Below are 13569 nucleotides of genomic sequence, written 5' to 3' on the forward strand. Positions count from 1 at the left end.
CATCCCCTACCCTCAGGGGGAGGGTTGGGGTGGGGGTGGTTCCTACTCCAGCTGCAGCCCGGCGTCCTTGACCACCTGCCTCCAGCGATTCACTTCTGCAAAGACGTATTTCTGGAATTCCTGCGGCGTCATCGGCATCGGCTCGCCGCCTTCGGTCGCGTATTGCTGCTTCAGCTGCGGCGTCTGCATCGCCTTGCGCAGCGCGTCGGAGAGCTTGTTCACGATCTCGGGCGAGGTCTTGCCGGGCGCGGCGAGGCCCCACCACAGCTCGGCGACGTACGGCACGCCGCTTTCGACGACCGTCGGTACGGCCGGCGCGAACGCCGAGCGCTTGTCCGCCGCGACGGCAAGCGCCTTCAGCCTGCCCGCTTTCACCTGCACCAGCGCCGAAGGCAGGCTCGTGATGACGAGCTGCGTGTTACCGCCGAGGAGATCGGTGATCGCGAGACCGATGCTCTTGTAGGGCACGTGCACGATCCTGATGCCCGCCGCCCTGGCGAAGAGCTCGGTCGCGAGGTGGTTGCTGCCGCCGGTGCCCGAGGAGCCGTAGTTGAGCTCGCCGGGACGCTTCTTCGCGAGCGCGACGAGCTCCTTCACGTTCTTCACCGGCAGCGACGGATGCACCACGACGATCATCGGGCTCTTGGTCATCATCCCGATGTACGCGAAGTCCTTGAACACGTCGTACGGCATCTTCGCGCGGATCGCCGCGTTGGTCGCGAACGACGCCTGCACGTTGAGGATCGAGTAGCCGTCGGGCTCGGAGCGCGCCACGTTCTCCGCGCCGATCATCCCGCCCGCGCCCGGACGGTTGTCGATGACGATCTGCTGTCCGAGGATCGGCGACATTGCCGCCGCGGTCGCACGCGACAGCGTGTCGTTGCTCGCGCCGGGGGTGTAGGGAACGACCAGCCGGATCGGTTTCGAGGGATAAGGCGCTTGCGCGAAGACACCTGCGCTTGCGAGTACGAGTGCGGCTGCGAGCGCCTTATCGTGGACCATTAGCCAACTGCTTTTCGACCATTCGCGCTTCCTGCTTCAACAGCGTCGCGAGCTCGCTCACGCGCTTCTCGTTCATGCGGCTCGAGATCGCCGACACCGACAGCGCGGCGAACGCGACGCCGCTCTGGTTGTGCAGCGCCTGGCCGACCGATTTGACCCCGGCGAGCGAGGGCATCTCGCGCACCGCGAAGCCGAGCCTCTGCGCGCGCTTCACCTGCGCGAGCAGGCTCGTCGGCGACAGGCCGTACTCGGCCAGCCGCGGGCTGATGCTCGACAGCACGTGCCTGATCTCTTCCTCGGACAGCGCCGACAGGATCGCGAGGCTGCCGGTGCCGACGCCCAGAGGTCGGCGCATGCCGATCTCGAGCGTGAAGGTCTTGATCGGGAAAGTGCCTTCCTGGCGGTCGACGCACACCGAGTCGAGCCCGCTGCGCTGGGTGAGGAACACCGTATCGCCGGTCGCTTCCGCGATGCGCGTCATCGCCGGATGGCAGATCTCGCGCAGGTTGAAGCGCGGCGCCGCGGTGAGCCCGAGCTCGAACACCATGGGCCCGAGGAAGTAGCGGTGCGTCTCAGGGTCCTGCTGCACCATGTCCTCGAGCGTGAGGCACTTGAGCATCCGGTGCACCGTAGGTCGCTGCAATCCGGTGCGGCTCGCGAGGTCGAGCAGGCGCGAGCCGGTGCGGTTGTGCGCGGCGATCTCGCGGATGAGCGTCAACGCGCGTTCTATACTCTGGGTGCCCGAAAGGCGGCCGTTTTCGTCGCTGCTGGTTTTCTTCGCCATCGTCCTTGGTATGAAGTCCGGATAGTGAGACCTGCGTGCGGGATTATGCCACTCTCCCGCGCGATGGCGTGACGGGTGTTCAGCGTGCTACCCTCCGCGGCGCTTTTTTCAACCCCTCTACACGAGCACCAGTCCATACTATGACCGATCTTTCCTCGACCGCCGGCGCGACGCTGGCTTCGCCGGGCGCGCGCTTCCGTGAGGCGCTCGCCCAGGAAAAACCCCTGCAGATCGCGGGGACGATCAACGCGTACGCCGCGCGGCTGGCCGAGCGCACCGGCTTCAAGGCGATCTACCTCTCCGGCGGCGGGGTCGCCGCGGGCTCGCTGGGCATCCCCGACCTCGGCATCAGCTCGCTCGACGACGTCCTGGTGGACATCCGCCGCATCACCGACACCTGCAGCCTGCCGCTGCTGGTCGACGTCGACACCGGCTGGGGCGGCGCTTTCAACATCGCGCGCACGGTCAAGTCGCTGATCAAGTTCGGCGCGGCCGCGATGCACATCGAGGATCAGGTGCAGCAGAAGCGCTGCGGCCACCGACCCAACAAGGAGATCGTCAGCAAGGACGAGATGGTCGACCGCATCAAGGCCGCGGCCGACGCCAAGACCGATTCCAGCTTCGTCATCATGGCGCGCACCGACGCGCTGGCGGTGGAAGGCCTGGACGCCGCCGTCGAGCGCGCGATCGCGTGCGTCGAAGCGGGCGCCGACATGATCTTCCCCGAGGCGATCACCGATCTGCCGATGTACAAGAAGTTCGCCGACGCGGTGAAGGTGCCCATCCTCGCCAACATCACCGAGTTCGGCAAGACGCCGCTCTTCTCGACGCAGGAGCTGGCGAGCGCGAACGTCGCGATGGCGCTCTATCCGCTCTCGGCGTGGCGCGCGGGCAACGCGGCGATGCTCAAGGTGTACGAGGCGCTGCGCAAGGACGGTCATCAGAAGAACGTCGTCGACCTCATGCAGAGCCGCGACGACCTGTACGACTATCTCGACTACCACAGCTACGAGCAGAAGCTCGACGCGCTGTTCAAGAGCAAAAAATAAGAGCGTGAACGAGTGAACGGGTAAAGCCCGCCCCCCACCCCGTCCCGATTTTCGTAGGGTGCGCGCGAGCGCACCGCGCCTTTAGCGGTGCGTTACCACGCACCCTACGATTCGTTCACCCTTCAGTATCACCGCATGACCGGCTTCCTCGTTTCGAAGCGCTTCATCGAGAACTTCGGCGACCGCTTCGCCGCGGCCGCCCAATCCGCCGGCATCGAGCCGCGTCTCATCCACATCCCGCCGGGCGCCGACTCGCGGCTGACGCAGCCCGAGCTCGAAGCGATCGGGGTCGCGTATCTCTCGCGCGACTTGCGTTTCTCCGATCACTTCCCCGCGTTCGGCGATTCGGTGAGCGCCGCGCCCAACCTGAAATGGGTGCACTTCGCGAGCACCGGCATCAGTCAATATGCGTGGCTGCAGGGTTTGATCGACCGCGGCGTCAAAGTGACGACCTCGGTCGGCGCGAACGGCGAGCCGGTCGGCGAGATCGCGATCTGCGCCATGCTCATGCTCGCGCGGCGCTTTCCGCGCTGGCTCGATTCGCAGCGGCGGCACGCGTGGGAGCCGATGCGCGGCGCCGAGGTGCCGCGCGATCTCAAAGGCCAGACGATCGTCATCGTCGGCGTCGGCACCATCGGCGCGACGCTCGCGCGGTTTTGCCGCGCGATCGGGATGCACGTGATCGGGGTGCGCAGGTCGCCTAAGCGCGACGACGACCCGGTCGACGAGATGCACCCGCTCTCCGAATTCCCGAAGCTCCTGCCGCGCGCTCACTGGGTCGTGCTCGCGTGCCCGCATACCAGCGAAACGCAGCATCTTCTCAACGCGCGAACGCTGGCGATGCTGCCCGACGGCGCGTACGTCATGAACGTGGCGCGCGGCGAGATCGCCGATGAGCCCGCGCTGATCGGCGCGCTGCAAAGCGGGCGGCTGGGCGGCGCTTACCTCGACGTCTTCGATCGGGAGCCGCTGCCGCCGGACTCCCCGCTGTGGGGAATTCCCAACGTCATCGTCACCCCGCACAACGCGCAGGCTTCGGCGGGCAACGAGACGCGTGCTTTCGACATCTTCGCGGAGAACCTGGAAAGGCTCGAGCGGGGTGACGAGCTACGCGGCGAGCGGCACGCCTGACGAACCGTAAGTCCTTAAAGTAACGGGATTTCCCGATTCCGCCCCGCACCGCCGCGCTATAATGTGAGGCCTTCGCCTTGCCGGCACGCCCGCATGCAGCTTTTCACCTTCGGCCTGAACCACCAGACCGCGCCGCTCGACGTGCGCGAGCGGGTGGTATTCAACGCCGAGACGGTCGAGTCGGCGCTGCGCGACCTCGTCGACCGCCAGCGGGCGAAGGAAGCCGCGATCATCTCCACGTGCAACCGCACCGAGGTGTATTGCAGCACCGACGACGCGCGCGCCGCGGTGAGCTGGCTCGCGGACTACCACCACATGAAGCCGCAGCAGCTCGACGCCTATCTCTACCGCTACCCGCAGGACCAGGCGGTGAAGCACGCGTTCCGCGTCGCGAGCGGGCTCGACTCGCTGGTGCTCGGCGAGCCGCAGATCCTCGGGCAGTTCAAGGACGCGGTGAGGAGCGCGGAGCACGCCGGCACGCTGGGGCTGGTGCTGAACAAGCTCTTCCAGCGCACGTTCTCGGTCGCGAAGACGGTGCGCTCGGAGACCGAGATCGGCGCATCGACCGTGTCGATGGCGTCGGCCGCGGTGAAGCTCGCCGAGCGCATCTATCCGAGCATCGCCGAAGCCAACGTGATGTTCGTCGGCGCCGGAGAGATGATCGAGCTGTGCGCCGCGCACTTCGCCGCGCAGCGTCCGCGCCGCCTCACCTACGCCAACCGCACCGAATCCCGCGCGCAAGGCTTGGCCGAGCGCTTCACCGGGCGCGTGATCTCGCTCGAGGACCTGCCCGGCGAGATCCCGATGCACGACATTATCGTGTGCTCCACCGCGGCGCCCCTGCCGCTCATCGGCAAGGGTCTGGTCGAGAGCGCGCTCAAGGCGCGCAAGCACCGCCCGATGCTGATGTTCGACCTCGCGGTGCCGCGCGACATCGAGGCCGAGGTCGCGTCGCTCGCCGACGTCTTTCTCTACACCGTCGACGACCTGGGCAAGATGGCCCGCGAAGGCCTGGACGTCCGCCAGCAGGCGGTCAAGCAGGCCGAAGTCATCATCGACAACCACGTGACCGAGTTCATGCACTGGCTCGCCGGCCGCAACGCGGTGCCGGTGATCCGGGCGCTGCGCGACAGCGCCGAGCGCGCGCGTCGCAACGAGCTCGAGCGCGCTCAGCGCAGGCTCGCCGCGGGCGAGGATCCGCAGCGCGTGCTCGACGAGCTTTCGCGCGGTCTCACCAACAAGCTGATGCACGCGCCGACGCAAGCGCTGAATCAGGCGACGAACGACGAGCGCGAGGCGCTGACGGCCACCCTGTCGCGCCTGTACCATCTGAACCCTGAATGAAGCCCAGCATCGCAAACAAACTGACGCAGCTCACGCATCGCCTCGACGAGCTCAACGCGCTCCTCGCGTCGAGCGACGTCGCAGCCGACATGGACAACTTTCGCAAGCTCTCGCGCGAGCACGCCGAGATCGGCCCGGTCGTCGACCTCTACCGCTCGTACACGAGCGCCGAGGACGACCTGAAGACCGCGCAGGAGATGGCGCAGGACCCCGCCAGCCGCGAGTTCGCCGAAAGCGAGATCAAGGACACGCGCGAGCGCCTCGTCGCGCTCGAGCTCGAGCTCCAGAAGCAGCTCCTGCCCAAGGACCCGAACGACGAGCGCAACATCTTTCTCGAGATCCGCGCCGGCACCGGCGGCGAGGAATCGGCGCTGTTCGCCGCGGACTTGTTCCGCATGTACACGCGTTTCGCCGAGCGCAACCGCTGGCAGGTCGAGGTGATATCGCAAAGTGCCTCGGACATGGGCGGTTTTCGCGAGATCATTGCGCGCATCGCCGGCGCGGGCGCGTACTCGCGGCTGAAGTTCGAGTCGGGCGCGCATCGGGTCCAGCGGGTTCCGGATACCGAAACACAGGGGCGCATCCACACTTCAGCGTGTACGGTCGCCGTGCTGCCGGAAGCGGGCGAAGTGCAGGACGTGGTATTGAATCCCGCAGAGATTAAGATCGATACTTTCCGCGCTTCGGGCGCGGGCGGGCAGCACGTCAACAAGACAGATTCGGCGGTGCGCATCACGCACCTGCCGACGGGGACGGTCGTCGAATGCCAGGACGACCGATCGCAACACAAGAACAAGGCGCGGGCGATGGCGGTGCTCGCAGCCCGCATCAAGGACAAGCAGGTCAGGGAGCAGCAGAATCAGCTCGCCGCGACCCGCAAGTCGCTGGTGGGCAGCGGCGACCGCTCGGAGCGTATCCGCACCTACAACTTTCCGCAGGGCCGCGTGACCGACCATCGTATCAACCTCACCCTATACCGAATCGCCGCGATCATGGACGGCGACCTCGACGAACTGACCGACGCGCTGCAGGCCGAGCACCAGGCCGAGCAGCTCGCACAGCTTTCCGAAGAAGCGGCGGCGGCATGAGTCCTTACACCTCAGGCGAGATGCTCAGAGAAGCGACCGACCGTATCGGCGCGCTCGATGCACGCGTGCTGCTCGCTCACGTCACCGGGCGCAGCGCGGCGGAGCTCGCGGCGCACCCCGAGATCCAGATGCGCGAGCAGCAGGAAACGACCTATCGCGAGCTCGTCGAGCGCCGTGCCGCCGGCGAGCCGGTGGCCTACCTCACCGGCAACCGCGAGTTCTACGGCCGCCAGTTCAAGGTGAGCCCGGCGGTGCTGATCCCGCGACCCGAGACCGAGCTCCTCGTCGACTGCGCGCTGGAGCGACTCCCGCGGGACGCGGCTGCGCGCGTGCTCGACGTGGGCACCGGCAGCGGCTGCGTGGCGATCTCGATTGCGAGCGAGCGCTCACGTGCAAAAGTGCTGGCTCTCGACAAATCGCAGGAAGCGCTCGCGATGGCGCGTCGCAACGCCTACGAGCTGCACGTCGGCAACGTCGGATTCCTCGGCAGCGAAGGCCTGAGCGGGCTGCGCGACGAGCACTTCGACATGATCGTCTCCAATCCGCCGTACGTCGCGTCCAACGACGCCCATCTCGGCGAAGGCGATCTGCGCTTCGAGCCGCGCGTGGCGCTCGACGGCGGGGTCGACGGCCTCGCCCTGATGCGCCGGCTGGTGACCGAGGCCCCCAAATACCTCGTTCCGGGCGGCTGGCTGCTCGTCGAGCACGGCCACGACCAGGGCCGCGCCGTGCGCGCGCTGTTCGAGGCGGCCGGCTACCGCGACATCTTCACCGAGCCGGATCTCGCGGACATCGAGCGCGTCACCGGCGGCCGCTACCAGTAGCGCGGGCCCCCCGGCCTGCGCTACAATATCCGACAAACTTACTCGGGTAATCGGACATGAGCATCCAGGACACCATCAAAGACCAGGTCACGAAGAACAAGGTCGTGCTGTACATGAAGGGCACCGCGGATTTCCCTCAGTGCGGCTTCTCGGCCAACGCCTGCAACATCCTGCGCGCGTGCGGCGTCGAAGACTTCTACACGGTCAACGTGCTGGAAGATCCGGAGATCCGCCAGGGCATCAAGGAATACGCGAACTGGCCGACGATCCCCCAACTCTACGTCAAGGGCGAGTTCGTCGGCGGCTCCGACATCATGATGGAGATGTACCGCAACGGAGAGCTGCAGAAGGTGCTGCAGGAGTAGTTGTAGCGCAGGCGCCCTCGCCTGCATCCGGCTTGCGGCCTTTCAAGCAGGCGAGGCGCCCTTCGACAGGCTCAGGACAGGCCTGCGCTACGCAAGCGCGTACTGCGCGCACAGCAGCACCGCGATCGCGGCGAGCGCGCGCTTGAGCCACTTGCGATACGTCGTCGCGTCGAGCTTCTCCCGTACCGTCGTCCCGTACCACGCCCCCGCCGTCGACAACACCATCAGCGGCACCGTCGCGAGCCACTGCGCGGCGGGCACGCCGCCGTGCGTCGCGAGCGTCGCGAACTGCATCGACTTGCCTGCGATGAAGCAGATGTTGAGCGCCTGCACCAGCATCGCCGGCGTGAGCCCGAGCGCGAGGTAGTAGATCACCAGCGGCGGCGCCGCGACGTTGGCGGTGCCTTCCGACAGGCCCGCCGCCAGCCCGAACACCAGCCCGAATGCGCGCGGGTTGCGTTTCACCAGCGGCCATTCGGCGCGGCCCAGCCTTTCGAGGTTGAGGTAGACCACGATCATCGCGGCGAGCAGCAGCGCGTACGGGAAGCCGGGAAACGCGACGAAGAGCCGCGTGCCGACCGCGGATCCGCAGAGCGCGAGCAGCGGCATCGGCCAGAACCGCGCGATCGCATCCTTCAGGTGCGGCGCGCGCGCCAGGACCAGCACGATCGTGGCGGCGCACGGCAACAGCACGACGATCACCGCGGTCCGGATGTCGGTCGCCATCGCGATGAGCGGCGTCGCGACGATCGGAAAGCCCAGGCCGAGCGCGCCCTGCATGAAGCCCGCGACGAGCATCACGAGCGCGATCCAGCAGAGCACGAGGGGGGTGAGGTTTTCGAATCCGGCCATCGTCGTTGGCGTTGTGCGGCGGCGCTCGCGCGCGAGCGGAGGTTATACACTACGGGTCGACGCCGAGAACCAAAAAGGGGAGACCATGGCCGAGATGGAAAATCCGTATCAGACACCGGCCGCGCACGTCGCCGACGTGCTCGATGACGCGGCGCCCGACAGCGCCTACATCGAAGGCGGTCGCGCGGTCGCCGCCGGCCGCGGTTTCGCCTGGATACGCGAAGGCTGGGACATCTTCCGCCGGCAATGGGGCATGTGGCTCGTGCTGGTCGTCATCTTCGTGCTGATCTTCGTCGGCATCGGCTTCATCCCGGTCCTCAACCTGCTGATCACGTTCTTCCTGCCGGTGTTCGTCGCGGGCCTCATGACGGGCTGCCAGCACGTCGCGCGCGGCGGCGAGCTCGAGCTCGCGCACCTCTTCGCGGGTTTCCGCCGCAACACCGGGCAGCTCGTGCTCGTCGGCATCATCGGCTTCGTGCTCGCGTTCGTCGCGGCCATCCCGATCAGCCTGGTCGTCGGCCTGACCGCGTGGGGCGCCGCCGCCAGCAGCGCCAATCCGCTGGCCGCGTTCGGCGTGGGCACCCTCATCGCCGGCCTCGTCACGCTCGCGCTGCTCATCCCGATCAACATGGCGATGTGGTTCGCGCCTTCGCTGGTGATGCTGCAGGACCAGAGCGCGCCGCGCGCCATCGGCCAGAGCTTCAGGGGCTGCATCAAGAACATCGTCCCTTTTCTGCTGTACGGCGTGATCGCGTTCCTCATGGGGATCGTCGCGACGCTGACCTTCGGCCTCGCGTGGTTCGTGTTCGGCCCCGTGCTGCTCTGCTCGGTCTACGCCGGCTACCGCGACATCTTCTTCGCGCCGCGATGAGCGGCGGCGCGACGTCGTGATCCACCCGTGGCGCCCGCGCTCGACACCGTCCGCTCCATCACCACGCCCGAAGGCATAGAGCTCGAGCTCAAGCTCGCCGGGCCGGTGCCGCGCGCATGCGCCTGGGCCATCGATCTCGCGGTGCGCGCGGGCATCCTCATCGCGATCTCGGTGGTCCTCGGCCAGCTCGGCAAACTCGGCATGGGCCTCATGCTGATCTGCATCTTTCTCGTCGAATGGCTGTATCCGGCGGTGTGCGAGCTTAAGTTCGACGGCGCGACGCCGGGCAAGAAGCTCATGCGCCTGCGCGTGGTGAACGACGACGGCACGCCGGTGACGCTCGCGGCCGCGGTCGTTCGCAATCTCCTGCGCACGGTCGATTTCCTCCCTTTCATGTACGGCGTGGGGCTCGCGTCGATGCTGATCAACCGCGAGTTCAGGCGCCTGGGCGATCTCGTCGCGCAGACCGTCGTCGTCTACCGTCAGGAGCCGCGGCACGCCGCGGCGATCCCCGACGCGCCGCCGCTGGCGCCGCCGCGCCCGCTCACGGTGGAAGAGGCGCACGCCATCGTCGAGTTCGCCGAGCGCTCGCGCGAGCTCACGCCGGAGCGCGCCGCGGAGCTCGCGAGCATCGTCCGGAATCTCACCGGCGCGAGCGGTCCGGCCGCGCGCGAGCGCCTGCTGCGCATGGCCAACCATCTGGTGGGGCGCTCGCCGTGAAGCAGCACGTGTTCGAAGCGCGCTACGGCGCCGAGTGGGACGCGTTCGAGGCGTGGCTCGCGCGCCGCGAAAGCGGCACTAAGGAAGGCCCGCCGCCGATTCCCGACGTCGAGATTCCGCAGCGCTATCGGCGCCTCTGCCATCAGCTCGCGATCGCACGCGATCGCCGCTACGCCACCGACATCGTCGACCGGCTGCACGACATCGCGATCGAAGTGCACCAGGTGCTCTACGGCGGCCGCACGCGGCACGACCATGCGTGGCTGGGCTACATCCTCGGCGGCTTCGCGCGCTGCGTGCGCTCGCAGCGACGGCTCGCGCTCGCGGCGATCCTGCTGTTCTTCGTGCCGTTCGCGCTGATGGTCGCCCTCGCGCAGGTCTATCCCGACGCGGTGTACTACGTGATGCCCGGCCACAACCTCGCGGAGTTCGAGCAGATGTACGGCCCCGGCGCGAGCCGGCTCGGCCGGCGCGGCGCCGAGTCCGATTTCTACATGTTCGGCTACTACATCTTCAACAACGTGAGCATCGCGTTCCAGACCTTCGCCGGCGGGCTCGTGTTCGCGCTCGGCACGGTCGTCGTGCTCGTCATCAACGGCGTGATGATCGGCGCGGTCGCCGGACATGTCACCGCGATCGGTTACGGCCCGGCATTCTGGTCTTTCGTCGCCGGCCACAGCGCGTTCGAGCTCGGCGGCATCGTGCTCTCGGGCGCGGCGGGGCTGCGCCTGGGATCGGCGCTGGTCTCGCCGGGGCAGCTCACCCGCAAGGAAGCGCTCGCGGTGGCGGGGCGCGACGCGGCGGGCATCATGTACGGCGTCGCGGGCATGATCGTCGCGGCCGCGTTCATCGAGGCCTTCTGGTCGGCGAACACCGACATCGCGCACGCGATCAAGTACGGCGTCGGCATCGCGCTCGTCGCGATCACGATCGGCTATTTCATTTCCGCGGGGCGCGCGCGTGCAGCTTGACCGACTGGCGTTGCGCCTGCGCCGCCGGCGTCCGTGGGAGGCGGGCGACCTCGGCTGCCGCATGGTGCAGACCTGGTGGCGCCCGCTCATGGCGGCGTGGCTGACGGCCTACGTGCCGGTCGCGGTCGCGGTGTACGTCGCGCTGCGCGAGCATCCGGCGGTCGCGATCGCCATCGTGTGGTGGCTGAAGCCGCTCTTCGACCGCGTCGCGCTCGAAGTGCTGTCGCGCGCGGTGTTCGGCGAGGTGCTCAGCCCCCTCGCCGCCCTGCGCGCACTGCGCGATACGCCGGGTATCGTCGCGAGCCTCACCATCTATCGCTTCGATCCGGCGCGCGCCTTCAACCTGCCGGTGCCGCACCTCGAGCGCCTGCGCGGCCGTGCCGCGCGCGAGCGCTCGCGCTCGCTCGGGCGGCGCGGGCGCGGTGCGGCGGTGTGGTCGACGCTCGTCTACTTCAACTTCGAGCTGGTCGTCACGCTCTCGTTCTTCGGCGCCATCGATCTCTTCACGCCCAGCGGCTTCGACCGCGACTTCGGCCTGAAGAGCATTTTCCTCGCGGGCGAGGAAACGCCGTGGCGGCAGGCGCTCGCGATGGCGATGCAGATCGCGACGGTCTCGCTGATCGAGCCGTTCTACGTCGCCAGCGGCTTCGCGCAGTATCTGAACCGCCGCACCCAGCTCGAAGCGTGGGACCTCGAGCTCACGCTGCGCAACATCGCGAAGGGCGATGCGGACGGGTCGCGGCCGCGCGCGATCGCGGCCGCGCTCCTCGCGGCGCTCGTGCTCGCATTCGCCGCGCCGCGCGAGGCGCCCGCTGCCGCGGCCGATCCCGAGACCGCGATCAAGCAGGTGATGACCGAGCCGGAGCTCCAGCAGTACAAAGAGGTCAAGCGCTATCGCTGGAAAGCCGATCGCGATGCCCGGGAGCGCGACACCGGGGAGCGCGACGCGAGCGGGCTCGGCGAGCTGATCGCGGGCTTCGCGCGCGTGCTGATGTGGATAGCGGCCTTCGTGCTCGTCGCGCTGCTGCTCTACTACGCGTGGCGCTACGTCGGCGCATGGGCGCCGGAGCCCGGGCGCCGCAGGCAAGCGCCGAAAGTGCTCTTCGGTCTCGACGTCGCGCCCGAGTCGCTGCCGCCGGACATCGCCGCGGCGGCGCTCGCCGCCATCGAGGCGGGCCGCGCCCGCGAAGCGCTCGGCCTGCTGTATCGCGGCGCGCTGTCCGCGCTCGTCAACCGCGACGGCCTCGAAGTCGAGGCGGGCGACACCGAAGGCGATTGCGTGCGGCGCACCGCCGCGCTCGTCGACGCCGACAAGGCGCATGCGTTCGCCGACCTCGTCAAAGCGTGGCAGGCGACCGCCTATGCGCGGCGCGAGCCGAGCGCGCCCGCGCTGCGCGACCTGCTCGCGTCGTGGCGCGCACATTTCGAGGCGGCGGCGCCGTGACGCGCTACATCTGGGCGGTCGTCCTCGGCGCTCTCGCGATCGCGGGCGGCGCATGGTGGTATTACAACTTCGAAGAAGTCACCGTGCGCGAGTTCGTCGGCTTCAGCGGGGAGGCGGCGCGCAATCCGCTCTACGCGCTCGAGCGCCTCGCGCAGCAGATGGGCGCGCAGGCGACCACGGTCCGCCGCGCGGGCGATCTCGACTCGATCGAAGGCGGCGCGACGCTCGTGCTCGCGGCGCGCCGCGACGGCATGACGCCGGCGCGCGTCGCGCGGATCATGAGCTGGGTCGGTAACGGCGGACGCCTCGTCGTCGAAGCCGAGCCGGTGAAGACGCGCGATGCGCTGCTCGACGCGTTTCGCGTCGGCCGGCGCGAGGCTGCGTCCACGGCGGAGTTCGCGCGCGTGAAGCTGCCGGGCGACGAACGCGAGTTCAGGGTGGTCTTAAGGCCGATGGGTCTGTTCGGCGGCACGCGTGACGGATACAGCGCCCGCTGGTCGGACACCGCGACGGCGCTGCTGCAGTTCGACCACGGCGCGGGCAGCGTCACGGTGCTGCCTTCGCTGGGATTCATGGGGAACACGGCCATCGGCCAGCCCGACCACGCGGCGTTCGCATGGGCGCTGCTGGGCCTCGGCGCGGGTGCCGCGCCTCGCGTCACGCGCGTGTTCGTCGCGCCGCGCTTCGAGCGGCCTTCGCTCCTCGCGTGGCTCTTCGACGAAGCGTTGGGCGCGGTGATCGCCGCCGCGGCGCTGCTCGCGCTGTGGCTCGCGCGCGCGATACCGCGCTTCGGCCCGATCGTGAGCGCGCACGAAGGCGCGCGGCGCCGGCTGCTCGATCACCTGCGCGCGACCGGACGCTTCCAGTGGTCGGCGCGCGCCGCGCCGCGGCTGCTCGCCGCCGCGCGCGAGGAGTGCCTCGCCAACATCGCGAGAGCGCGTCCGGCGCTCGCGTATCTCGACGCAGCCGAGCGCAGCGCGCGCTTCGCCGAGCTGGCGGGCTTGCCGCGCGCGGACGTGGAGCTCGCGCTGACCGGCGACGCGGCGACGCCCCGCCACTTCGTCACGGCGATCGCGACGCTGCAGGCCATCGAAGAAAAGCTCGCGCGCCGCGCGGCTGTCTGA

Annotated in this window: 14 protein-coding genes; 11 read left to right on the forward strand and 3 right to left on the reverse strand. The window is 68.6% G+C overall.

Features of this window, described 5'->3' with window-relative positions; translation table 11 throughout:
• Nucleotides 1-42: 42 nt before the first annotated feature.
• A complete protein-coding gene (locus VHP37_09090; protein HEX2826486.1) occupies nucleotides 43-1002 on the reverse strand; it encodes a tripartite tricarboxylate transporter substrate binding protein in 960 nt (319 codons plus the stop codon).
• Nucleotides 989-1786, reverse strand: coding sequence for an IclR family transcriptional regulator (locus VHP37_09095; protein ID HEX2826487.1), 798 nt, complete (start codon nucleotides 1784-1786; stop codon nucleotides 989-991). The genes VHP37_09090 and VHP37_09095 overlap by 14 nt, the downstream gene beginning before the upstream one ends.
• 140 nt (nucleotides 1787-1926) lie before the next feature.
• On the opposite strand from VHP37_09095, the gene prpB reads away from it, so the two are divergent.
• From prpB to grxD, 6 genes are all read left to right on the forward strand, one after another.
• The gene (prpB, locus tag VHP37_09100) at nucleotides 1927-2835 is read left to right on the forward strand and encodes a methylisocitrate lyase (GenBank protein ID HEX2826488.1); all 909 of its coding nucleotides are present in this window, start codon (nucleotides 1927-1929) and stop codon (nucleotides 2833-2835) included.
• Nucleotides 2836-2970: 135 nt separating this feature from the next.
• The gene (locus tag VHP37_09105; GenBank protein ID HEX2826489.1) at nucleotides 2971-3966 is read left to right on the forward strand and encodes a D-2-hydroxyacid dehydrogenase; all 996 of its coding nucleotides are present in this window, start codon (nucleotides 2971-2973) and stop codon (nucleotides 3964-3966) included.
• Nucleotides 3967-4059: 93 nt separating this feature from the next.
• Nucleotides 4060-5310, forward strand: coding sequence for a glutamyl-tRNA reductase (hemA, locus tag VHP37_09110; GenBank protein ID HEX2826490.1), 1251 nt, complete (start codon nucleotides 4060-4062; stop codon nucleotides 5308-5310).
• The gene (gene prfA / locus VHP37_09115) at nucleotides 5307-6398 is read left to right on the forward strand and encodes a peptide chain release factor 1 (protein HEX2826491.1); all 1092 of its coding nucleotides are present in this window, start codon (nucleotides 5307-5309) and stop codon (nucleotides 6396-6398) included. Before hemA ends, prfA begins: the two co-directional genes overlap by 4 nt.
• Nucleotides 6395-7222, forward strand: a complete 828-nt coding sequence (gene prmC / locus VHP37_09120) for a peptide chain release factor N(5)-glutamine methyltransferase (GenBank protein HEX2826492.1) — start codon at nucleotides 6395-6397, stop codon at nucleotides 7220-7222. Before prfA ends, prmC begins: the two co-directional genes overlap by 4 nt.
• Before the next feature lie 56 nt (nucleotides 7223-7278).
• The gene (grxD, locus tag VHP37_09125; protein ID HEX2826493.1) at nucleotides 7279-7587 is read left to right on the forward strand and encodes a Grx4 family monothiol glutaredoxin; all 309 of its coding nucleotides are present in this window, start codon (nucleotides 7279-7281) and stop codon (nucleotides 7585-7587) included.
• An 87-nt stretch (nucleotides 7588-7674) separates the two neighbouring features.
• Here grxD and VHP37_09130 read toward each other — a convergent pair whose 3' ends face one another.
• Nucleotides 7675-8439, reverse strand: a complete 765-nt coding sequence (locus VHP37_09130; protein ID HEX2826494.1) for a sulfite exporter TauE/SafE family protein — start codon at nucleotides 8437-8439, stop codon at nucleotides 7675-7677.
• Between the two features lie 85 nt (nucleotides 8440-8524).
• On the opposite strand from VHP37_09130, the gene VHP37_09135 reads away from it, so the two are divergent.
• Genes VHP37_09135 through VHP37_09155 form a run of 5 tightly spaced genes read left to right on the forward strand, consistent with a single transcriptional unit; the run spans nucleotide 8525 to nucleotide 13569 of the window.
• Nucleotides 8525-9310 carry a BPSS1780 family membrane protein gene (locus VHP37_09135; protein ID HEX2826495.1) on the forward strand — a complete coding sequence of 262 codons (786 nt, stop codon included), beginning with the start codon at nucleotides 8525-8527 and terminating at the stop codon, nucleotides 9308-9310.
• 27 nt (nucleotides 9311-9337) lie between these two features.
• On the forward strand, nucleotides 9338-10030 hold the full coding sequence (locus VHP37_09140; protein HEX2826496.1) for an RDD family protein: 693 nt from the start codon (nucleotides 9338-9340) through the stop codon (nucleotides 10028-10030).
• On the forward strand, nucleotides 10027-11001 hold the full coding sequence (locus VHP37_09145; GenBank protein HEX2826497.1) for a stage II sporulation protein M: 975 nt from the start codon (nucleotides 10027-10029) through the stop codon (nucleotides 10999-11001). Before VHP37_09140 ends, VHP37_09145 begins: the two co-directional genes overlap by 4 nt.
• A complete protein-coding gene (locus tag VHP37_09150) occupies nucleotides 10991-12445 on the forward strand; it encodes a DUF4129 domain-containing protein (protein ID HEX2826498.1) in 1455 nt (484 codons plus the stop codon). The genes VHP37_09145 and VHP37_09150 overlap by 11 nt, the downstream gene beginning before the upstream one ends.
• Complete coding sequence (locus VHP37_09155) at nucleotides 12442-13569, forward strand: DUF4350 domain-containing protein (GenBank protein ID HEX2826499.1); 1128 nt, start codon at nucleotides 12442-12444, stop codon at nucleotides 13567-13569. The genes VHP37_09150 and VHP37_09155 overlap by 4 nt, the downstream gene beginning before the upstream one ends.

Source organism: Burkholderiales bacterium (assembly GCA_036262035.1).
Classification (GTDB): Bacteria; Pseudomonadota; Gammaproteobacteria; order Burkholderiales; family SG8-41; genus JAQGMV01.

Excerpts from the sequence above, each read along its gene's own strand:
- VHP37_09130 (HEX2826494.1), bottom strand. The coding sequence starts at position 8,439 with ATGGCCGGATTCGAAAACCTCACCCCCCTCGTGCTCTGCTGGATCGCG.
- prfA (HEX2826491.1), top strand. The coding sequence starts at position 5,307 with ATGAAGCCCAGCATCGCAAACAAACTGACGCAGCTCACGCATCGCCTC.
- hemA (HEX2826490.1), top strand. The coding sequence starts at position 4,060 with ATGCAGCTTTTCACCTTCGGCCTGAACCACCAGACCGCGCCGCTCGAC.
- prpB (HEX2826488.1), top strand. The coding sequence starts at position 1,927 with ATGACCGATCTTTCCTCGACCGCCGGCGCGACGCTGGCTTCGCCGGGC.
- grxD (HEX2826493.1), top strand. The coding sequence starts at position 7,279 with ATGAGCATCCAGGACACCATCAAAGACCAGGTCACGAAGAACAAGGTC.
- VHP37_09135 (HEX2826495.1), top strand. The coding sequence starts at position 8,525 with ATGGCCGAGATGGAAAATCCGTATCAGACACCGGCCGCGCACGTCGCC.
- prmC (HEX2826492.1), top strand. The coding sequence starts at position 6,395 with ATGAGTCCTTACACCTCAGGCGAGATGCTCAGAGAAGCGACCGACCGT.
- VHP37_09090 (HEX2826486.1), bottom strand. The coding sequence starts at position 1,002 with ATGGTCCACGATAAGGCGCTCGCAGCCGCACTCGTACTCGCAAGCGCA.
- VHP37_09105 (HEX2826489.1), top strand. The coding sequence starts at position 2,971 with ATGACCGGCTTCCTCGTTTCGAAGCGCTTCATCGAGAACTTCGGCGAC.
- VHP37_09095 (HEX2826487.1), bottom strand. The coding sequence starts at position 1,786 with ATGGCGAAGAAAACCAGCAGCGACGAAAACGGCCGCCTTTCGGGCACC.